General features: G+C 51.9%; 11 protein-coding genes and 1 tRNA gene. 10 read left to right on the top strand and 2 right to left on the bottom strand.

Features of this window, described 5'->3' with window-relative positions:
- Positions 1-143: 143 nt before the first annotated feature.
- The 5 genes from EDB95_RS16670 (at position 144) to EDB95_RS16650 (ending at position 10,331) form a co-directional block, all read left to right on the top strand.
- Positions 144-2,897: a T9SS type A sorting domain-containing protein gene (locus EDB95_RS16670; RefSeq protein ID WP_133994932.1), complete on the top strand. Its 2,754-nt coding sequence runs from the start codon at positions 144-146 to the stop codon at positions 2,895-2,897.
- Positions 2,898-3,009: 112 nt separating this feature from the next.
- Positions 3,010-5,757 (top strand): T9SS type A sorting domain-containing protein, encoded by a 2,748-nt coding sequence (locus EDB95_RS16665; protein WP_133994931.1) that lies wholly within the window; start codon positions 3,010-3,012, stop codon positions 5,755-5,757.
- 17 nt (positions 5,758-5,774) lie between these two features.
- Positions 5,775-6,338, top strand: coding sequence for a hypothetical protein (locus EDB95_RS16660; protein WP_133994930.1), 564 nt, complete (start codon positions 5,775-5,777; stop codon positions 6,336-6,338).
- 143 nt (positions 6,339-6,481) lie between these two features.
- Complete coding sequence (locus EDB95_RS16655; protein ID WP_133994929.1) at positions 6,482-8,953, top strand: FtsX-like permease family protein; 2,472 nt, start codon at positions 6,482-6,484, stop codon at positions 8,951-8,953.
- Between the two features lie 184 nt (positions 8,954-9,137).
- The gene (locus tag EDB95_RS16650; RefSeq protein ID WP_133994928.1) at positions 9,138-10,331 is read left to right on the top strand and encodes an IPT/TIG domain-containing protein; all 1,194 of its coding nucleotides are present in this window, start codon (positions 9,138-9,140) and stop codon (positions 10,329-10,331) included.
- Between the two features lie 280 nt (positions 10,332-10,611).
- Here the strand turns inward: EDB95_RS16650 and EDB95_RS16645 are convergent.
- Positions 10,612-10,685, bottom strand: a tRNA-Pro gene (locus EDB95_RS16645).
- An 82-nt stretch (positions 10,686-10,767) separates the two neighbouring features.
- Here EDB95_RS16645 and EDB95_RS16640 point away from each other — a divergent pair.
- Genes EDB95_RS16640 through EDB95_RS16630 form a run of 3 tightly spaced genes read left to right on the top strand, consistent with a single transcriptional unit; the run spans position 10,768 to position 13,508 of the window.
- Positions 10,768-12,045 (top strand): dihydroorotase, encoded by a 1,278-nt coding sequence (locus EDB95_RS16640; RefSeq protein ID WP_133994927.1) that lies wholly within the window; start codon positions 10,768-10,770, stop codon positions 12,043-12,045.
- Complete coding sequence (locus EDB95_RS16635) at positions 12,032-12,547, top strand: DUF4199 domain-containing protein (RefSeq protein ID WP_133994926.1); 516 nt, start codon at positions 12,032-12,034, stop codon at positions 12,545-12,547. The genes EDB95_RS16640 and EDB95_RS16635 overlap by 14 nt, the downstream gene beginning before the upstream one ends.
- A 19-nt stretch (positions 12,548-12,566) precedes the next feature.
- Positions 12,567-13,508, top strand: a complete 942-nt coding sequence (locus EDB95_RS16630) for a glycosyltransferase family 2 protein (protein ID WP_133994925.1) — start codon at positions 12,567-12,569, stop codon at positions 13,506-13,508.
- On the opposite strand, the gene EDB95_RS16625 is transcribed toward EDB95_RS16630, so the two are convergent.
- Positions 13,503-13,841 carry a PKD domain-containing protein gene (locus EDB95_RS16625; RefSeq protein ID WP_133994924.1) on the bottom strand — a complete coding sequence of 113 codons (339 nt, stop codon included), beginning with the start codon at positions 13,839-13,841 and terminating at the stop codon, positions 13,503-13,505. The genes EDB95_RS16630 and EDB95_RS16625 overlap by 6 nt on opposite strands.
- Positions 13,842-13,891: 50 nt before the next feature.
- Here EDB95_RS16625 and EDB95_RS16620 point away from each other — a divergent pair, with 50 nt between their 5' ends.
- Together EDB95_RS16620 and EDB95_RS16615 are read left to right on the top strand one after the other, a co-directional pair.
- On the top strand, positions 13,892-15,022 hold the full coding sequence (locus EDB95_RS16620; RefSeq protein ID WP_133994923.1) for a glycosyltransferase: 1,131 nt from the start codon (positions 13,892-13,894) through the stop codon (positions 15,020-15,022).
- The gene (locus tag EDB95_RS16615) at positions 15,019-16,044 is read left to right on the top strand and encodes a GHMP family kinase ATP-binding protein (RefSeq protein WP_133994922.1); all 1,026 of its coding nucleotides are present in this window, start codon (positions 15,019-15,021) and stop codon (positions 16,042-16,044) included. The genes EDB95_RS16620 and EDB95_RS16615 overlap by 4 nt, the downstream gene beginning before the upstream one ends.

Raw genomic sequence — 16,044 nt, 5'->3', positions numbered from 1 at the left:
ACACCGAGGGTAAAATTTACCTTGACCAATAAAGTGGATTATAGTGTAGCGGAAGTTCGAACTCCAAGTATTACGACAGTTTCATCGTATCGATTAAAATACCTTTCGGTCAGTATCCCTCCGTCCTCAGAAAAACCTTTGCAATGTACCGTATCCTGCTTTGCGTGCTTTTTGTCCTTTCGTGCGCGCTGACCTCAGAAGCCCAATGTCCTGCCGCCACGCCCCCGGCCATCAATTCCGTCGCCGTCACGCAAAGCCGGTGCGCGGCTTCCGGCACCGCTACCGTGTCCGCATCGGGCGGTTCAACACCTTATACGTACAGCATTACGGCGGGCCCCGTCTTAGCCTCGCCCCAATCGTCGAATATATTTAATGCGCTGTCTCCCGGTACCTATACCGTACAGGTAACGGATAATTGCAACACGTCTGTGACGACGACTTTTACGGTGACCGGTACGTATACCGTCCCCACATTGTCCGCCACCATTGTCAATCCCAGCTGTCCCAGCAGCAGCGACGGCTCCATTACCCTGACGGTGACCAACGGCCGGGCGCCGGTGACGTATGCCCTGGTCAGTCCTTCCCCCGTGATGGTGGGGCCGCAGGCAGGCAATGTATTTACCGGCCTGCCCGCCGGCACCTATACCGCTCAGGTAAAGGATTCCTGCGGTAATATCCAGACACAGACCGTCACCCTTGCCGCCGCCCCCAGCTCAGTTACCCTTGTCAGTCATCCATACATAAGCTATCTGCAATACATTGCCTGCGATTCTTTTGCCGTTTATCTGACCTTCAATATCACCAATTACAAACCTCCTTATACCGTTACAGCGACGCTGCCGAATGGCTCGACGCTAACGCAGGTGCTAACCGCTCCCGTTGTCAACGCCGGCTCCTTTATCGATACGATCTATATCCGGTATAACCACGTCACGGGCAATACCGATCTGTTGCCGATAACTGTTACCAACCAATGCGGCGTTTCTTCAACAGGTAGCATCACCCTGTCGACCGGTATGGATTTGACGCCCGATAGCACGGCCTCATCGGTTTGCGGCAAGGGGTATTCCTATACGTTTGATAATTTCCCCAATTTGCATTGCAGCACCGTTACCTATTCCCTGGTAAGCCCCGCCGGTGTCGTGCTGGTCACACAAGCCTCTTCCACGTTTATCGGTTACACACCCGGCGTCGGTTATAAAGTGATCCGGCACGATTGCTGTCGCACGGATACCCTGCAATTTACCTGGTCTGTACCACCTCCATTTCAAATCACCTATTCGCTAAATGTAGCGTATGCCACTTGCAAGGAGAACACGACAAGCCTTTATTTAACCTATAACTACAACGACCTTGCCTATGCCGTGCTGGTGTCCGGCCCGCCCAGCATTACGCTTGCCAACGGCACGGTGTACACCTATACCTACCCGGATACTGCTTACAATTTGTATTATGAATCCGTCATCGGCTATTTTGGGCCCGGCACCTATAAGATGTACGTCATCGACACCCAATGCGGGCAAAAAGACAGCCTTACGCTGACCATCGGACCCGGGGATGTACGCCATACCATTTTCACCAACACGCTGGAAAAAGGCTGTAATAACGCCAATAAAATCCTGCAGAGTGTCGTCAATAACAATTGGTGGACACCCGGCACGGTCACCGTCAATTCCACCACCGCCCAGCTCTTTAGCCAGTACGACGAATCGTCGGCTACGTCTTATAGCGATTCGGTCCAGAATCTCCCGGCCGGCACCTACTACACGGCCTACCAGTACTCAAATATCTATGGCCTGACCTATTTCAAAGGAATGAGTACCTGGGCCTGCGATGTAGATCATGACACGATCGTCATCCCCCCGTATACAGACCCATTGTTTAATACCACTCCTGCCATTGCCATTTGCGGGGTGACCAGGGAAGTGGCGCTGGTGCCCGACACAACCACCGGTGTGCCGCCTTACCAATACCAGATCACCGCCGGGCCAACCACCACCGCGCTCCAATCCAGCCCCGTGTTCACCGGCCTTGCCGCGGGCACGTATACCTTCCAGATGATCGATGCCTGTGACAACAGTTATTCCCACAGCCTATCCATCAGCACGCTGGCAGTACCCAGCGTCGTCACCACCGGCAGTACCTGCGTCGGCAGCGACGTCCTGTTCACCCTCCCGTCCAGTCCTTTCTTCACGTATACCTGGCAGTACCCCAACGGCACCACCAGCAGCGGGAACACGCTTGCCCTCAATCCCATTACGACCGCAGACATCGGAACCTATACCGTATCGCTCACCAGCACCATTGCCGGCTGTACCAACACCACCAGCAGCAGCTTTTCGCTGAACTCCTGCCAGGTACTCGCAGAAACCCTGTTGCATTTCCGCGGGCAGTGGGTAAACGGCAACATACAACTGAGCTGGCAAACTACGGATGAAACCAATACCAGCTATTACATCGTGGAGCGGAGCACCGATGGCATCGGTTTTATGCCGGTACAGCAAGTAGAAGCGCTGGGTGGCACCCAGAACAACTACTCGGTGACCGACGCGCATGTCCCGCCGGGGATTGTTTACTACCGGTTACGGATAGGTGACAAAAGAGGCTCCTACAGCTATAGCAATATTATTTCGCTCCACAGCGGCGATGCCCGATCGTTCAATGTATATCCCACGCTGATCACAGGCAATGTACCGGTAACGGTCACCGGCCCTGCTACCAGTCACACCTCCTATATACGGCTGATCAGTGTCGATGGCAAGGTATGGAAAAACATCCCCGTCGCCGCGGGGGTTACCCAAACCAGCATCGACGTGTCCGGACTGGCACCGGGGGTTTACTTTGTTGCGTTCACGGGGGATGACGGGGTGTCAGCGGCCAAGGTTTTGAAAGAATAGAAGGGGGTGTCGTAGCACAGCCTACTCAACTTCCAAGTTTTTCGACGTCTCCGCCGTGCCCAAAAAAATAACTTGCAGCTGGTAACCCTCCTTGTCCAGAAAAACCATAGCGATGTACCGTATCCTACTTTGTGTGCTGTTTGCACTTTCGTGCGCGCTGACCTCAGAAGCCCAATGTCCTGCCGCCACACCGCCGGTCATCAATTCAGTCACCGCCACACAAAGCCGCTGTCAGGCTTCCGGCACGGCTACTGTATCGGCATCGGGCGGCTCAACGCCCTATACCTACAGCATTATTGCAGGCCCTGTCTTAGCGCCCTCCCAATCGTCCAATATATTTAATTCACTGTCCCCCGGCACCTATACCGTTCAGGTAACCGACAACTGTAACACGACAGTTACAAAGAGTTTTACCGTTACAGGTACGTACGCGGTTCCCTCTTTGACCGTTACCTCTGTCAATCCCAGCTGTCCCAGCAGCAGCGATGGCTCCATCACCATGAGTGTGACCAATGGCCGTGCACCGGTAACGTATGCATTGATCAGCCCTTCGCCCGTTACCGCGGGTCCGCAGGCGGGCAATGTATTTACCGGCCTGACCGCCGGTACCTATACGGCTCAGGTAAAGGATTCCTGCGGTAATATCCAGACCCAGAACGTCACCCTTGCCGCCGCCCCCAGCTCGATGCTTGTTGTCGGCAACAACGGCGTCAGCATTCTGCAATACATCTCCTGCGATTCTTTTGCCGTGTACCTGACCTTCAATTACACCAATTACAAGCCTCCTTATACCATTACGGCGACGCTCCCCAATGGCTCGACTTTAACGCAGGTGCTGACCGCTCCCGTTGTCAACAACGGTTCTTTTTACGACACGATCCGTATACGGTATAACCACATTACGGGCAATACCGACCTGTTGCCGATCACCATTACCAACCAATGCGGCGTTTCGTCATCGGGTTACATTACCCTGTCGACCGGCATGGATATGACGCCCGACAGTACGGTCGCGTCGGTTTGCGGCCGGGGGTACACGTATACATTTGATGAGTTTCCCAATTTGCATTGCAGCACCGTTACCTATACACTGATAAGCCCCTCCGGTGCCGTCCTGGCCACACAAACCAATAATTCCACGTTTGTCGGTTACCCGCCAGGCTCCGGTTATAAAGTGATCCGGCAGGATTGCTGCGGTAAGGATACCCTGCAATTTAACTGGGGCGAAACGCCTCCATTTCAAATAACCTATACACTGAGTCTATCGTATGGCACGTGCATAGAGGGGACGTCAAGCCTTTATATAACATTTAACTACAACGACATTGCCGATGCCGTGCTGGTGTCCGGCCCTCCAAGCGTGACGCTTCCCGACGGCACGGTGAAAACCTATACCTATCCGGATACCGCCTATGATGTGTATAATGGAGGCTTCATCGGCTATTTTGGGCCTGGCACCTATGAGATGTACGTCATCGACACCAGCTGCGGGCAAAAGGACAGCGTTACGCTTACGTTCGGACCTGGAGATGTACGCAACACGGTCTTCGGAGCCACGCTGGAAAAAGGTTGTAATAACGCCAATAAGATCCTGCTGAGTGTCAACAATAACAATTGGTGGATGCCCGGCACAGTAACCGTCAATTCCACCTCGGCCCAGCTCTACAACCAGTACGACGAATCGTCGGCTACGTCCTATAGCGATTCGGTCCAGAATCTCCCGGCCGGCACCTACTATGCGTCCTACCAGTATTCCAATATCTATGGTGCGTCCTACTTCAGAGGCCAGTCCACCTGGCCCTGCACGGTTGACAATGATACGATCGTCATCCCTCCTTATACAAATCCTTTATTTAACTCCACTCCTGCCTTAGCCATTTGCGGGGCAACCAGGGAAGTGGCGCTGATTCCGGACACGACCACCGGTGTGCCGCCTTACCAATACCAGATCACTGCGGGACCAACCACGACCGGTCTCCAGTCCAGCCCCGTGTTTACCGGCCTTGCCGCGGGTACCTATACGTTCCAAATGATCGATGCCTGTGACAACAGCTATTCCCACAGCATTTCCATCAGCACGCTGGCTGTACCCAGCGTCGTCACCACCGGCAGTACCTGTGTCGGAAGCGACGTCCTGTTCACCCTCCCGTACAGCCCCTTCTTCACTTATACCTGGCAGTACCCCAACGGCACGACCAGCAATGGGAACACGCTTGCCCTCGATCCCATTACGACGTCAGACATAGGAACCTATACCGTATCGCTCACCAGTACCATCGCCGGTTGTACCAACACCAGCAGCAGCAGCTTTTCACTGAATTCCTGCCTGGCGCTGGCGGAAACCCTGTTGCAATTCAGCGGTCAGTGGGAGAACGGCAACATACAACTGAACTGGCAAACCACCGATGACATCAACACAAGCTATTACATCGTGGAGCGGAGCACGGATGGTATCCGGTTTACGCCATTACAACAGGTAGAGGCAGTCGGCGGCAATTATGCCGTAACCGACGCGCATGTCCCGCCGGGGATGGTGTACTACCGGTTAGAGTCGGTGGACAAGAATGGCACCTATGGCTATAGCAATGTCCTTTCGTTCCACAACGGCAATACGCAACCGTTCTATGTATATCCAAGCCTGGTCACAGGCAATGCGTATGTGACGGTGACCAGTCCCGCTACCGGCCATATATCCTATATCCGGGTGGTCAGTGTCGATGGCAAGATATTGAAAACCATTCCCGTTGCCGCGGGGGTTACCCAAACCAGCATCGATGTGTCCGGGCTGGCGGCAGGAGTTTACTTTGTGGTGATGAATGGGGATGAGGGAATGTTGGGGGCGAAGATGTTGAAAGAATAAGCATTTATACACGCAGGATGCCAAAGGGAAATGAGCAAGAAAAACGTAACTTTCATAGGTCAATATACAGCGGCATCACCTTAAAAGCAATGGAGACCCTAAGACTTTCAGATATAATCGGACAAGAAATACTCGAATTGAGATATCAATATGACCCGGATAACGAGTGGGGCTTTCAGTCATTTAATGCCTATATAAAATTGGCTAGTGGCCGCATCATTGACATTCCAAATTTCGATCACGATGAATATCTGTTACTGACACAAGAAAACCTTGACTATTTTCAAAAACGCTTTGACACGGGTAGTAATGATCTTTATGCCCCTGCCAGGGGACACCTGATAGGACAGAAAATAGTTGACTTTTTATTCTGTTATTGTGCCGATGAAATCGATCATGACTATTCCGCTTTTATACAATTGTCGAATGGCTATTATTTGACGGAAACAACGCACGGCCAAATAGGCACCGGCAGCGCTACTTTATACCTATTTGATGAACAGCAGTTTTTGAAGAGAAAGGACGAGTTAAAGAGAAGGCTGAACATCGATATTCACTCATTTTATGGAAACACTTTATGAACATGCGGGCGGTTGGGACGCCCTGTACCGTCTAAGTGACCTGTTTTATCACTCCTTTTTATGCCCACCATCCAATCAATTGTGTAACCTTTCCGTAATTCCGCGGTAACCAAAATGTTATCCATGCCTCAAAACAAGACCGCATGCTCAAAAACCATGTCAAAAGCGCCTGGCGAAACATCGTTCGGCATAAGGGTTCTACCGCTATTAACATTCTCGGCCTTTCCATCGGTATCTGCGCCAGTTTGATCATCTACCTGATTACCAGCTTTGAATTTAGTTTTGACCGCTTTCACCCGGACAAGGAACGTATATACCGCATCGTTGGGTTCGAGAAAGACGGTCTGGGGAACAAGGAGGAGAAAGGCTTTGCAATAAGACCGCTGCCCCTCGCCATGCGTGATGAACTAACCGGCTTTGAAACAGTAACCGAATTTCACAACTATTATGCCCGGGTGATCGTCCCACAGGGAACAGGAGAACCGCTAAGATTCGAAGCAACAAAAAGGGGAGAGCAAGTATCCCCCATTATCATCGCTGAACACCAATACTTTGACATCTTCAGATACCAGTGGTTGCAAGGGAATGCAGCGACGGCATTGAACGAACCGTTTAAAGTCGTGCTCTCCGAAAAAGAAGCCTACAATTATTTTGGCCGAATACCGCTTGAAAAAATCGTCGGCAAACTGGTATTCTATCACGATATCTACCTAAATGACTCTCTGCCGCTCACCGTATCCGGAATTGTAAAAGACTGGACTAATAACACAGACCTGGCTTTTAAAGATTTTATTTCATTTCCCACTATCGGTCATAGCTTCTTAAAAGGGGAGATCCAACTAGACCACTGGGGGAACTGGAGCCCTACTACACAGGGATTTGTAAAGCTGGCAAAAGGCGTAACGCCGGAACAGGCGGTAAGACAATTTCCAAAATTTTTTGCTACCCATTTGCCGCAGTCTCCGGGGCATGAAGCCGGCATAACGCTTCAACCCCTATCCGATATACATTTCAACAGCGCATATAAAGACGATTTTACCCGCCACGCCCACCTTCCCACTCTTTATGCCCTTATAGGTATTGCTGCATTTATTTTGATTCTCGCCACTGCCAACTTTATCAATCTGGCTACAGCCCAGTCCATCGTCAGGGCGAAGGAAATAGGTGTGCGAAAGGTTTTGGGAAGCAGCAGGGCCAGCCTGCGTTGGCAATTTCTTGTAGAGACATTCCTCGTAACCTCTCTATCGGTGGTCATTTCCATTGCCGCCGTCTATCCGCTACTTCGTGTTTTTCAATCGATTATCCCGGAAAACGTCGCTTTCCATCCGGCGGACCCGGGCACTCTTCTTTTCCTGTTATTGATGACCATACTCACCTCTTTGCTGGCAGGTGTTTACCCGGCAATAGTCTTATCCTCCAGGTTGCCCGCTCTTAGTCTAAAGGGACATGGCGTGCAAAAAAGTGATCATGATGGCTTTTTACGCAAAGGATTGATCGTGTTTCAATTTGCCGTTTCCCTTTTGTTCATTATAAGTACCCTTGTCATTCGCAACCAGATTCGATTTATACAAAACAAGGACCTCGGCTTTAAAAAGGACCCCATCATCAGTTTCCGTACTGGCTGGAATAGCCCGATCGATAAAGTGAGCCTTTTCGCGGAACGGCTCCGGCAATTGTCGTCCGTGGAAATGGTAAGTACGCACATGGAAACGCCAGCTGCGAAAGTGCACCCCAGCACCCATCTCACCCGGGTAGATCAGCCGGAATTCGTGGCGAAAGACGCCTCCGACGAGATGGCCGATGAAAACTATGTACCCCTATTTGGCCTCACGATCATCGCGGGCCGTAATATACGGCACTCCGACACCGTCAGGGAATATCTGGTGAATGAAACCTGTGCAAATGCGTTGGGGTTTAGAAAACCCGGCGACGCCATTGGAGAAATCGCTCAGAACGGCATGAACGATGCAAAGGGAATGATTGTCGGGGTAGTAAAGGACTTTCATTCCCGATCGTTGCACGATCCGATTACTTCTTTCTTCATTAGTTCTGATAAGAACCAGGAGAGAACCATCAGCGTCAAACTCACTGCCCATTGGAGGAATCCCGCTGAATTTGCAGCAACAATCGCAAGGATTGAAGCGATCTGGAAAGAGCTATACCCTGACGAAAAATTTGAATTCAGTTTTTTCGACGAGACAATTGACCAACTCTATGCCGGGGAGCAGCGGACTGCAAAAATGATGAATACGGCGATGGTCCTTGCCATCTTCATCGCGTGCATGGGATTATTTGGCCTGGTCACCTTTACCGCCCGGCAACGCACCAGGGAAATTGGAATCCGGAAAGTGTTGGGAGCCAGCGTGACAGGAATCGTCGCTATGTTGAGCAAAGATTTCATCGTCCTGGTGGTTATCGCGCTGATCATTGCATCCCCCATCGCCTGGTATTGCATGCATGTATGGCTGCAAAATTTTGCATACAGGATCGCCATCAACGGGTGGCTATTCCCGATTTCCGGGTTCGCTGCCGTTGCCCTTGCACTGGTCACGATCGGTTACCAGGCCATCAAGGCTGCAATGGCCAACCCCGTGCGGAGTTTGAGAGGGGAGTGAAGTGTTTTACATAATGAAAAAATAGCAGTCATTTTGGTGCGCAAGGAGTACAAAACCTTTCGGAATAGTAGTTTAGCAACCCCATGCAACATCCAAGTATGTCTACAGGTTCATCACCGCAGAATAAATAACTTGCGCCACGAGTCGGGTTTTGAGGGAATCTTCTAACAATAAATAACCTACTATGAAGACTGGAAATGTAACTTTTATCCTGATGCTTGGCCTCCTTATCCTTTTTTCTATGTGTAAAAAAGATACGGTTAACCCGCCTTCCAATACAGGAGGGAATGGAGGGAATGGCGGCAATGGCTCAACCGCCAATGGCTTGCAGTTTATAAGGTTTTCCCCGGAATCAGGAGCTATTGGAGATACGATTAATATTTATTTTACCGGTGCCCCTAATGATATAAGCGTGAGCTTTGGCAATACACCAACAAACGTACTAAGTATAACCAGAACCGATACCAACAATGTACAAAACACAGTAATCAGGGTATTAGTGCCTGATATGCCTGATACAACAACAAAGATCAAGGTAAAGGTAGATACCGTGTTATTCACATCTGAAAAGAGCTTTACCAGGACATCTATTCCCCAATTTTCAGGATTTTCACCAGCTAATGGATTTATCGGAGATACCATTACTATTACAGGAGTATTTTATACAAATAACCCTACTGTTCGCTTTGGGGATGTTAATGCAGGGGTCATTTCGAAAGATAGTAAGACACTGAAGGTAGTAGTGCCGAATGAGATAGACAATGCAACACCTGCCATTACTGTTGTTGACGGACAAACCATGACGAGTACAACACTCTTTCATTTAAATGCGCCTGTAATTGACTCTATAACACCTAAAATAGCATATTTGGGGCAGGTAGTAAGAATAATAGGAAAAGGATTCCGTAATCAATATTCTTCCATAGCCAACAATGTGTACCTGGATAATTCACTTGGATACGCTGATGCCGAAAGCAATACGTCGATACGGATATATACAAAAAATGCCGGGCTCGGAATGCACGGTTTTGCTGTAGAAGTTGCCGGTTTGAAAACCCTGGCAAAAGATTCTGTGGAGCTGATTGCGGATGTTGCACCGGTAATTACTTCCACGACGGACACGATTTATTCAGGTGCCAATATTAGAATTACGGGGAGTCACCTGCTTTCTCCTTCTCCGGAAATACCTACAACCGTTACAACAGTTGATCAGGATGGCACTACCGCAAATTTTGTAATACAGTCTAATTCAGATGATGAAATCCTTGCAAAGGTTCCCTCATTAAGTAATAATGGAGGGACATATAAGATAACGGTAACCGTATTGAACTCGTCTGTTACGTATGCCACACCGGTTACCTATTATATAGGCTTCTAATAGTTTAAATATTAATCCAATTATGAAGCCCTTCAAATTCAATGATTTGAAGGGCTTTATTTGTATGGCCGGGATGACTGGATCACCGCAGGCGCCTGACGGCGCCTGCGGTGATCCATGAAGGGGGGGGCCTAAAACCCTACCACTTACTGATTAAATCCCCTTCGGGGATTTTTTTATGCCTGCGCACCGTCGTCGGAGCAAGCTCCGCCGCCGTCGCTCCGGCATAAAAAAGCCCACCGCATAGCGGTGGGCTTAATCAGTAAGCTGCAGGCTTTTGTCGGGACGACTGGATTCGAACCAGCGACCACTTGCACCCCATGCAAGTACGCTACCGGACTGCGCTACGTCCCGATCCCTTTTAAGTAGGGGTTGCAAAGGTAAGTTTTTATTTGAAACGACAAAATTATCTATCTTAGCGCAACGAAATTTTAGCATGAGGCTGTACATCCGGGAAGCGAAAGTGGTGGACCCACGGTCCGCGCATCATGGTCAGGTTGTCGATATTCTCATTGAAAACGGAAAGATTGCCCGGGTGGGCAAAGGGCTCCAGCTCCAGGAGGACCCCGCCGATAAAACACAAGTGATACACATAGAAAATCTGCACGTCTCTCCGGGATGGGTGGATACGTTTGTGCAGTTTCATGACCCGGGTCAGGAGCATAAGGAGACGCTAAAAACGGGTACGGATGCGGCTGCGGCAGGTGGCTTTACGGAGGTGTTGGCGGTGCCGAATACGAACCCGGTGGTGCAAGGGAAAGGGCAAGTGGAGTATCTGACAAACGGTTCAAAAAATCTAAAGGCGCGGGTCCACCCGATCGGCGCGGTAAGCCGCAACCTGGAGGGGAAGGAACTCGCGGAGATGTATGACATGCATACAAGCGGTGCAAAGGCTTTTGGGGATGGGTGGAAACCGTTGCAGTCTGCGGGCCTTTTATTAAAGGCGCTGCAATATGTAAAAACGGTGGACGGGACGGTGATCCAGGTGCCGGACGATACGACGATCGGCGCACACGGGTTGATGCACGAAGGCATCGTCTCGACGAGGATGGGGTTGCCGGGGAAGCCGCTGCTGGCGGAGGAGATTATGGTAGAGCGGGACCTGAAGCTGTTGGAATACACAAACTCATCATTGCACTTCACAGGCATCACATCGCCCAAAAGCATAGAGGCAATAAAGGCGGCCCAACAGAGGGGCCTGAACGTTACGTGCTCTGTAACCCCTCACCATCTATATTTTTGCGACGAAGACCTGGAAGGCTACGACACCAACCTGAAGGTGACCCCGGCCCTGGTGGACAGGAAACAGATGGAAGCCCTCAGACAAGCAGTCAAACAAGGAAACGTAGACATGATCACCAGCCATCACCTGCCACAAGACTATGACGCAAAGGTCTGCGAGTTTGAATACGCGAAGCCTGGCGCGATTGGCCTGGAGAGCGCCTTCGGGGCAGTGTGGTCGTTACTGGAAGGGCAGATAAAACTAGAACACTGGGTTGACATGGTATCCATAAAACCCCGCGAAGTATTCCACCTCGACAAGGCAGAGCTAAAGGAACAGCACGAGGCAAACCTGACCTTGTTCGTCCCGGGCGAAACCTACACCTTTGAAAAAACCTATTCGGCCTCCAAAAACAGCCCTTTCCTGGGCAAAACGCTCAAAGGGCGGGTAATCGGAACGGTTCTAAACCACCAGATCAATGTCTCTCAATAAGTTAGGTATCATCCTAGGGATCCTTTTCAGCGTCGTTTATGCGGCTTTTTCACTGGGAACCTGGCACGCCGGGGTGAACGCCTATGTGGCTTTTTTGCCGTATGCCACCTTTGTCTGGGCGCCGCTGACGGTGGTGCTGCTGATCGCGGGCGGGCTGACCATAAGAAAAGGACATTTACCCTTCGTAAAAGCACTCCAGTATGCTTTCCTGGCCTATATCCTCTATGAACTGGGGTACGCCGCAGTTAACATTATAATTTACAATGTGTTAGATAAGTCCTGGGGACACCAGGTCACGATGGTGTCGCTGCAAAACCTGGCGGCAAAATCGGCGAAGCTGGGATTGCCGATGGACCAGATCAACGACAGCCTGGCGCAGGAGCAGAAGACCCCGACGGGGCCTTTAACATTTTTGCAAGTATTGATCGGGCTGGGTCAGGGTTTGCTTTGGGACTTTGTCAAGTCGATGATCGTGGCGCTCCTTGTACAGAAAAAGGCATAATCCCCTATCTTCGCCTCCCATGAATATCTCTATAGTAGTCCCCTTATTCAACGAAGAGGAGTCCCTGCCGGAGTTGTGTGCCTGGATTGAACGGGTGATGCGGGACCATGGATACACCTACGAGGTTATCTTAGTGGACGACGGCAGCACGGATGGGTCGTGGGAGGTCATCGAACGATTGCATCAACAAAACGGACACCTCAAGGGGATCAAATTCCAGCGGAATTATGGGAAATCGGCGGCGTTGAACGAGGCCTTCCGCGCGGCGCAGGGGGAAGTAATCATCACGATGGACGCGGATCTCCAGGATAGCCCCGATGAGGTCCCCGAATTGTACCGGATGATCGTGGAAGATGGCTACGACATGGTGAGCGGCTGGAAAAAGAAGCGATACGACAACGCGTTTACAAAAAACCTTCCCTCCAAACTGTTTAACGGGGTCACGCGCTGGATGACGGGGATACCGCTCCACGATTTTAATTGCGGGCTGAAGTCTTACCGGAAAAAGGTGGCGAAAAGCATCGAGATCTACGGGGAAATGCACCGGCAGATCCCGGTCCTGGCGAAGTGGGCGGGGTTCCGGAAGATCGGGGAGAAAGTCGTCGTTCACCAGGCGCGCAAATATGGGGTCTCGAAGTTCGGCTGGGAGCGGTTTATCAACGGGTTTCTGGACCTGGCCTCGGTGATGTTCGTGGGCCGTTTTGGAAAACGCCCGATGCACTTTTTCGGGCTGTGGGGAAGCGTGATCTCCTTTATTGGTTTTTGTATCTGGACCTACCTGGGGGTGGCGAAGATCGCCTTTGCGCGGTACCGAATGACGGACCGCCCCATTTTCTATATCGGGCTGATCTCCATCGTGGTGGGGGTGCAGCTTTTCCTATCGGGTTTTTTGGGTGAGTTGATTTCCCGGAACGCGGCGGACCGCAATTTTTACCTGATCGAAAAGAAGGAAGGTCTATAAGGCCGTAACCTGGAGGGTATCGTAAGCGGAACCCGTGGCGCCCTTGTTGTCGGTGGCGAAAAGCTCGAAGACGTATGTACCCGGAACAAGACCGGAAACGGACGTCGCCGCTTGCGAGGGATGATCGATCATAGCACGCCGGGGCCCTGATACCTGGCTCCAGAGATAAAAAGAAAGCGATGTGCCGGGGTGAACGGTGGCACGACCGGACAGCATGGATGAAAAAGAGGTGACCGTAACAACGGGTGGCTGATAAGCGAGCGGCGCGGACTTCTGACAATAAAAAAGCAGGATGGAAGCGCCCACAAGGCCGGCGAGGTAGAGCTTTTTCATACTAGAATACGGATTTTACCGAGGGGAAGATATAAATAATTTCCAATAATATGGGGAAAAAAATAGGGTTGATCGGGACGGCCTATCCCTTGCGGGGCGGGCTTGCGGCGTACAATGAACGGCTGGTGCGGGAATTCAATTCGCTGGGGGACCAGGCGAAAATATATACGTTTTCGCTCCAGTATCCTGCCTTTCTTTTCCCCGGGCGAACACAATACTCGACCTCCCCTGCCCCACCCGACCTGGACATAAAGGTCTGCATCAATTCCATCAATCCCTTTAACTGGATCAAGGTGGGCCTGGCCCTGAGGCGGGACCGTCCCGACCTGATCGTGATCAAGTTCTGGCTGCCCTTTATGGGGGCTTGTTTTGGGACCATCCTCCGGATCGCGCGCTGGAAAAGACCCGTCAAAGTTGTTTGTATCGCGGACAACATCATCCCGCACGAAAAGCGGTTCGGCGACCGGCCGCTGACGAAGTACTTTATCAAAAGTTGCGACGCTTTTATTGCGATGAGCGACAAGGTTTTTAACGACCTGAGGCTGTTCACCACGAAACCCGCCACCAAAATCGAACACCCACTCTACGACCACTTCGGGGACCCAATCCAGATGCGCGAGGCGAGGGCAAAACTCGGGTTGCCGCAGGAGGAGCACATCGTTTTGTTCTTTGGCTTCATCCGTAAATACAAAGGGCTGGACCTGCTGCTGGAAGCGGTGCGACAAGTGCCGGACGCTCGTTTCGTGATCGCCGGCGAATATTACGAAGACGGCCAGTTCTACGAAGACCTCATCGACCGCCTGGGCATCCGGGACCGGCTGGTGCTAAAGACGGACTTTATCCCGGACGAGGACGTGAAGTATTACCTCTGCGCCGCGGACGTGCTGGTACAGCCCTACCGGGCGGCGACCCAAAGCGGCGTCACGCCCCTGGCGTATCATTTCGAGTGCCCGATGGTAGTCACCAACGTGGGCGGTCTGCCGGACCTGGTGCCAGATGGCAAAGTAGGCATCGTCTGCGAACCGCAGCCGGAATCGATTGCAAACGCCATAAAACAATTTTACACCCTGGGACGGGCGCATTTCCTGCCCGGACTAAGGGAGGAAAAGAAAAAGTATTCCTGGAAGCGCCTGGTAGAGGCCATCCGGGAGCTCACCAAAAACACTAATATTGCCGTATGATTTATCGTAGCAGAGCGCCCCTGCGGATAGGCCTGGCCGGTGGCGGGACCGACGTAAGCCCTTACAGCGACCTCTACGGAGGCGCAATCCTGAACGCCAGCGTCTCCTTGTATGCCCACGCGAACATCGAACCCCTGAAGGAAAATGTGATCATCCTGGAGGCCTTTGACCGGAAGGAGACATTGACCTACGAGGCCATGCCCAGCCTGCCCCTGGACGGGAAGCTGGACCTCCTCAAGGGCGTGTACAACAAGATGGTCGAGGACTATGGGATGCCGGTACAGGGGCTCCGGTTGTCCACGCTGGTGGAAGCGCCCGCGGGGTCGGGGCTGGGGACGTCATCGACCCTGGTGGTGGCCATCCTTGGCGCTTTTGCGGAGATGCTCAAACTGCCGCTGGGGGAATACGACGTGGCCCACTACGCCTACCGGATCGAACGCGAGTACCTGCAACTGGCGGGGGGGAAACAGGACCAGTACGCCGCCACCTTCGGGGGCGTCAACTATATGGAATTTTTTGCCGGGGACAAGGTCATCGTCAACCCCTTACGCATCCGCCAGGAATACCTCGACGAGCTGGAACACAACCTGGTGCTGTATTTCACGTCGACCAGCCGCGAGTCCGCCACCATCATCAAGGAGCAGCAGAAAAACGTACAGGCAAACAACTCGGCGTCCATCGAGGCCATGCACCAACTCAAGGAACAGGCCCGGATGATGAAGGAAGCCCTGCTCCGCGGCGACCTCAATGCCATCGGTGAGATCCTCGACTTCGGTTTCCAGCAAAAACGGCGCATGGCGCACAACATTTCCAACGCCCACCTGGAGGATATCTATGACCGGGCAAAAGCGGCCGGGGCCGTCGGCGGCAAGATCTCCGGGGCCGGGGGCGGCGGGTTTATGATTTTTTATTGCCCGGGGAATACACAATATCGCGTCAAGGAAACCTTAGGCGCCCTCGGCGGCGTTTGTTCCTCTTACCGGTTCGTAAAATCCGGGCTCACCACCTGGACTGCCCGTTGA

The sequence above is a fragment of the Dinghuibacter silviterrae genome (assembly GCF_004366355.1).
Classification (GTDB): Bacteria; Bacteroidota; Bacteroidia; order Chitinophagales; family Chitinophagaceae; genus Dinghuibacter; species Dinghuibacter silviterrae.
The sequence above is the reverse complement of the archived record's forward strand: the minus strand, read 5'-3'. Positions and strand labels throughout refer to the sequence as shown.

What these genes read in the sequence shown, in the direction of transcription:
- EDB95_RS16625 (WP_133994924.1), bottom strand. Translation starts at nt 13,841, where the DNA reads ATGAAAAAGCTCTACCTCGCCGGCCTTGTGGGCGCTTCCATCCTGCTT.
- EDB95_RS16620 (WP_133994923.1), top strand. Translation starts at nt 13,892, where the DNA reads ATGGGGAAAAAAATAGGGTTGATCGGGACGGCCTATCCCTTGCGGGGC.
- EDB95_RS16635 (WP_133994926.1), top strand. Translation starts at nt 12,032, where the DNA reads ATGTCTCTCAATAAGTTAGGTATCATCCTAGGGATCCTTTTCAGCGTC.
- EDB95_RS16640 (WP_133994927.1), top strand. Translation starts at nt 10,768, where the DNA reads ATGAGGCTGTACATCCGGGAAGCGAAAGTGGTGGACCCACGGTCCGCG.
- EDB95_RS16665 (WP_133994931.1), top strand. Translation starts at nt 3,010, where the DNA reads ATGTACCGTATCCTACTTTGTGTGCTGTTTGCACTTTCGTGCGCGCTG.
- EDB95_RS16660 (WP_133994930.1), top strand. Translation starts at nt 5,775, where the DNA reads ATGCCAAAGGGAAATGAGCAAGAAAAACGTAACTTTCATAGGTCAATA.
- EDB95_RS16615 (WP_133994922.1), top strand. Translation starts at nt 15,019, where the DNA reads ATGATTTATCGTAGCAGAGCGCCCCTGCGGATAGGCCTGGCCGGTGGC.
- EDB95_RS16650 (WP_133994928.1), top strand. Translation starts at nt 9,138, where the DNA reads ATGAAGACTGGAAATGTAACTTTTATCCTGATGCTTGGCCTCCTTATC.
- EDB95_RS16670 (WP_133994932.1), top strand. Translation starts at nt 144, where the DNA reads ATGTACCGTATCCTGCTTTGCGTGCTTTTTGTCCTTTCGTGCGCGCTG.
- EDB95_RS16655 (WP_133994929.1), top strand. Translation starts at nt 6,482, where the DNA reads ATGCTCAAAAACCATGTCAAAAGCGCCTGGCGAAACATCGTTCGGCAT.
- EDB95_RS16630 (WP_133994925.1), top strand. Translation starts at nt 12,567, where the DNA reads ATGAATATCTCTATAGTAGTCCCCTTATTCAACGAAGAGGAGTCCCTG.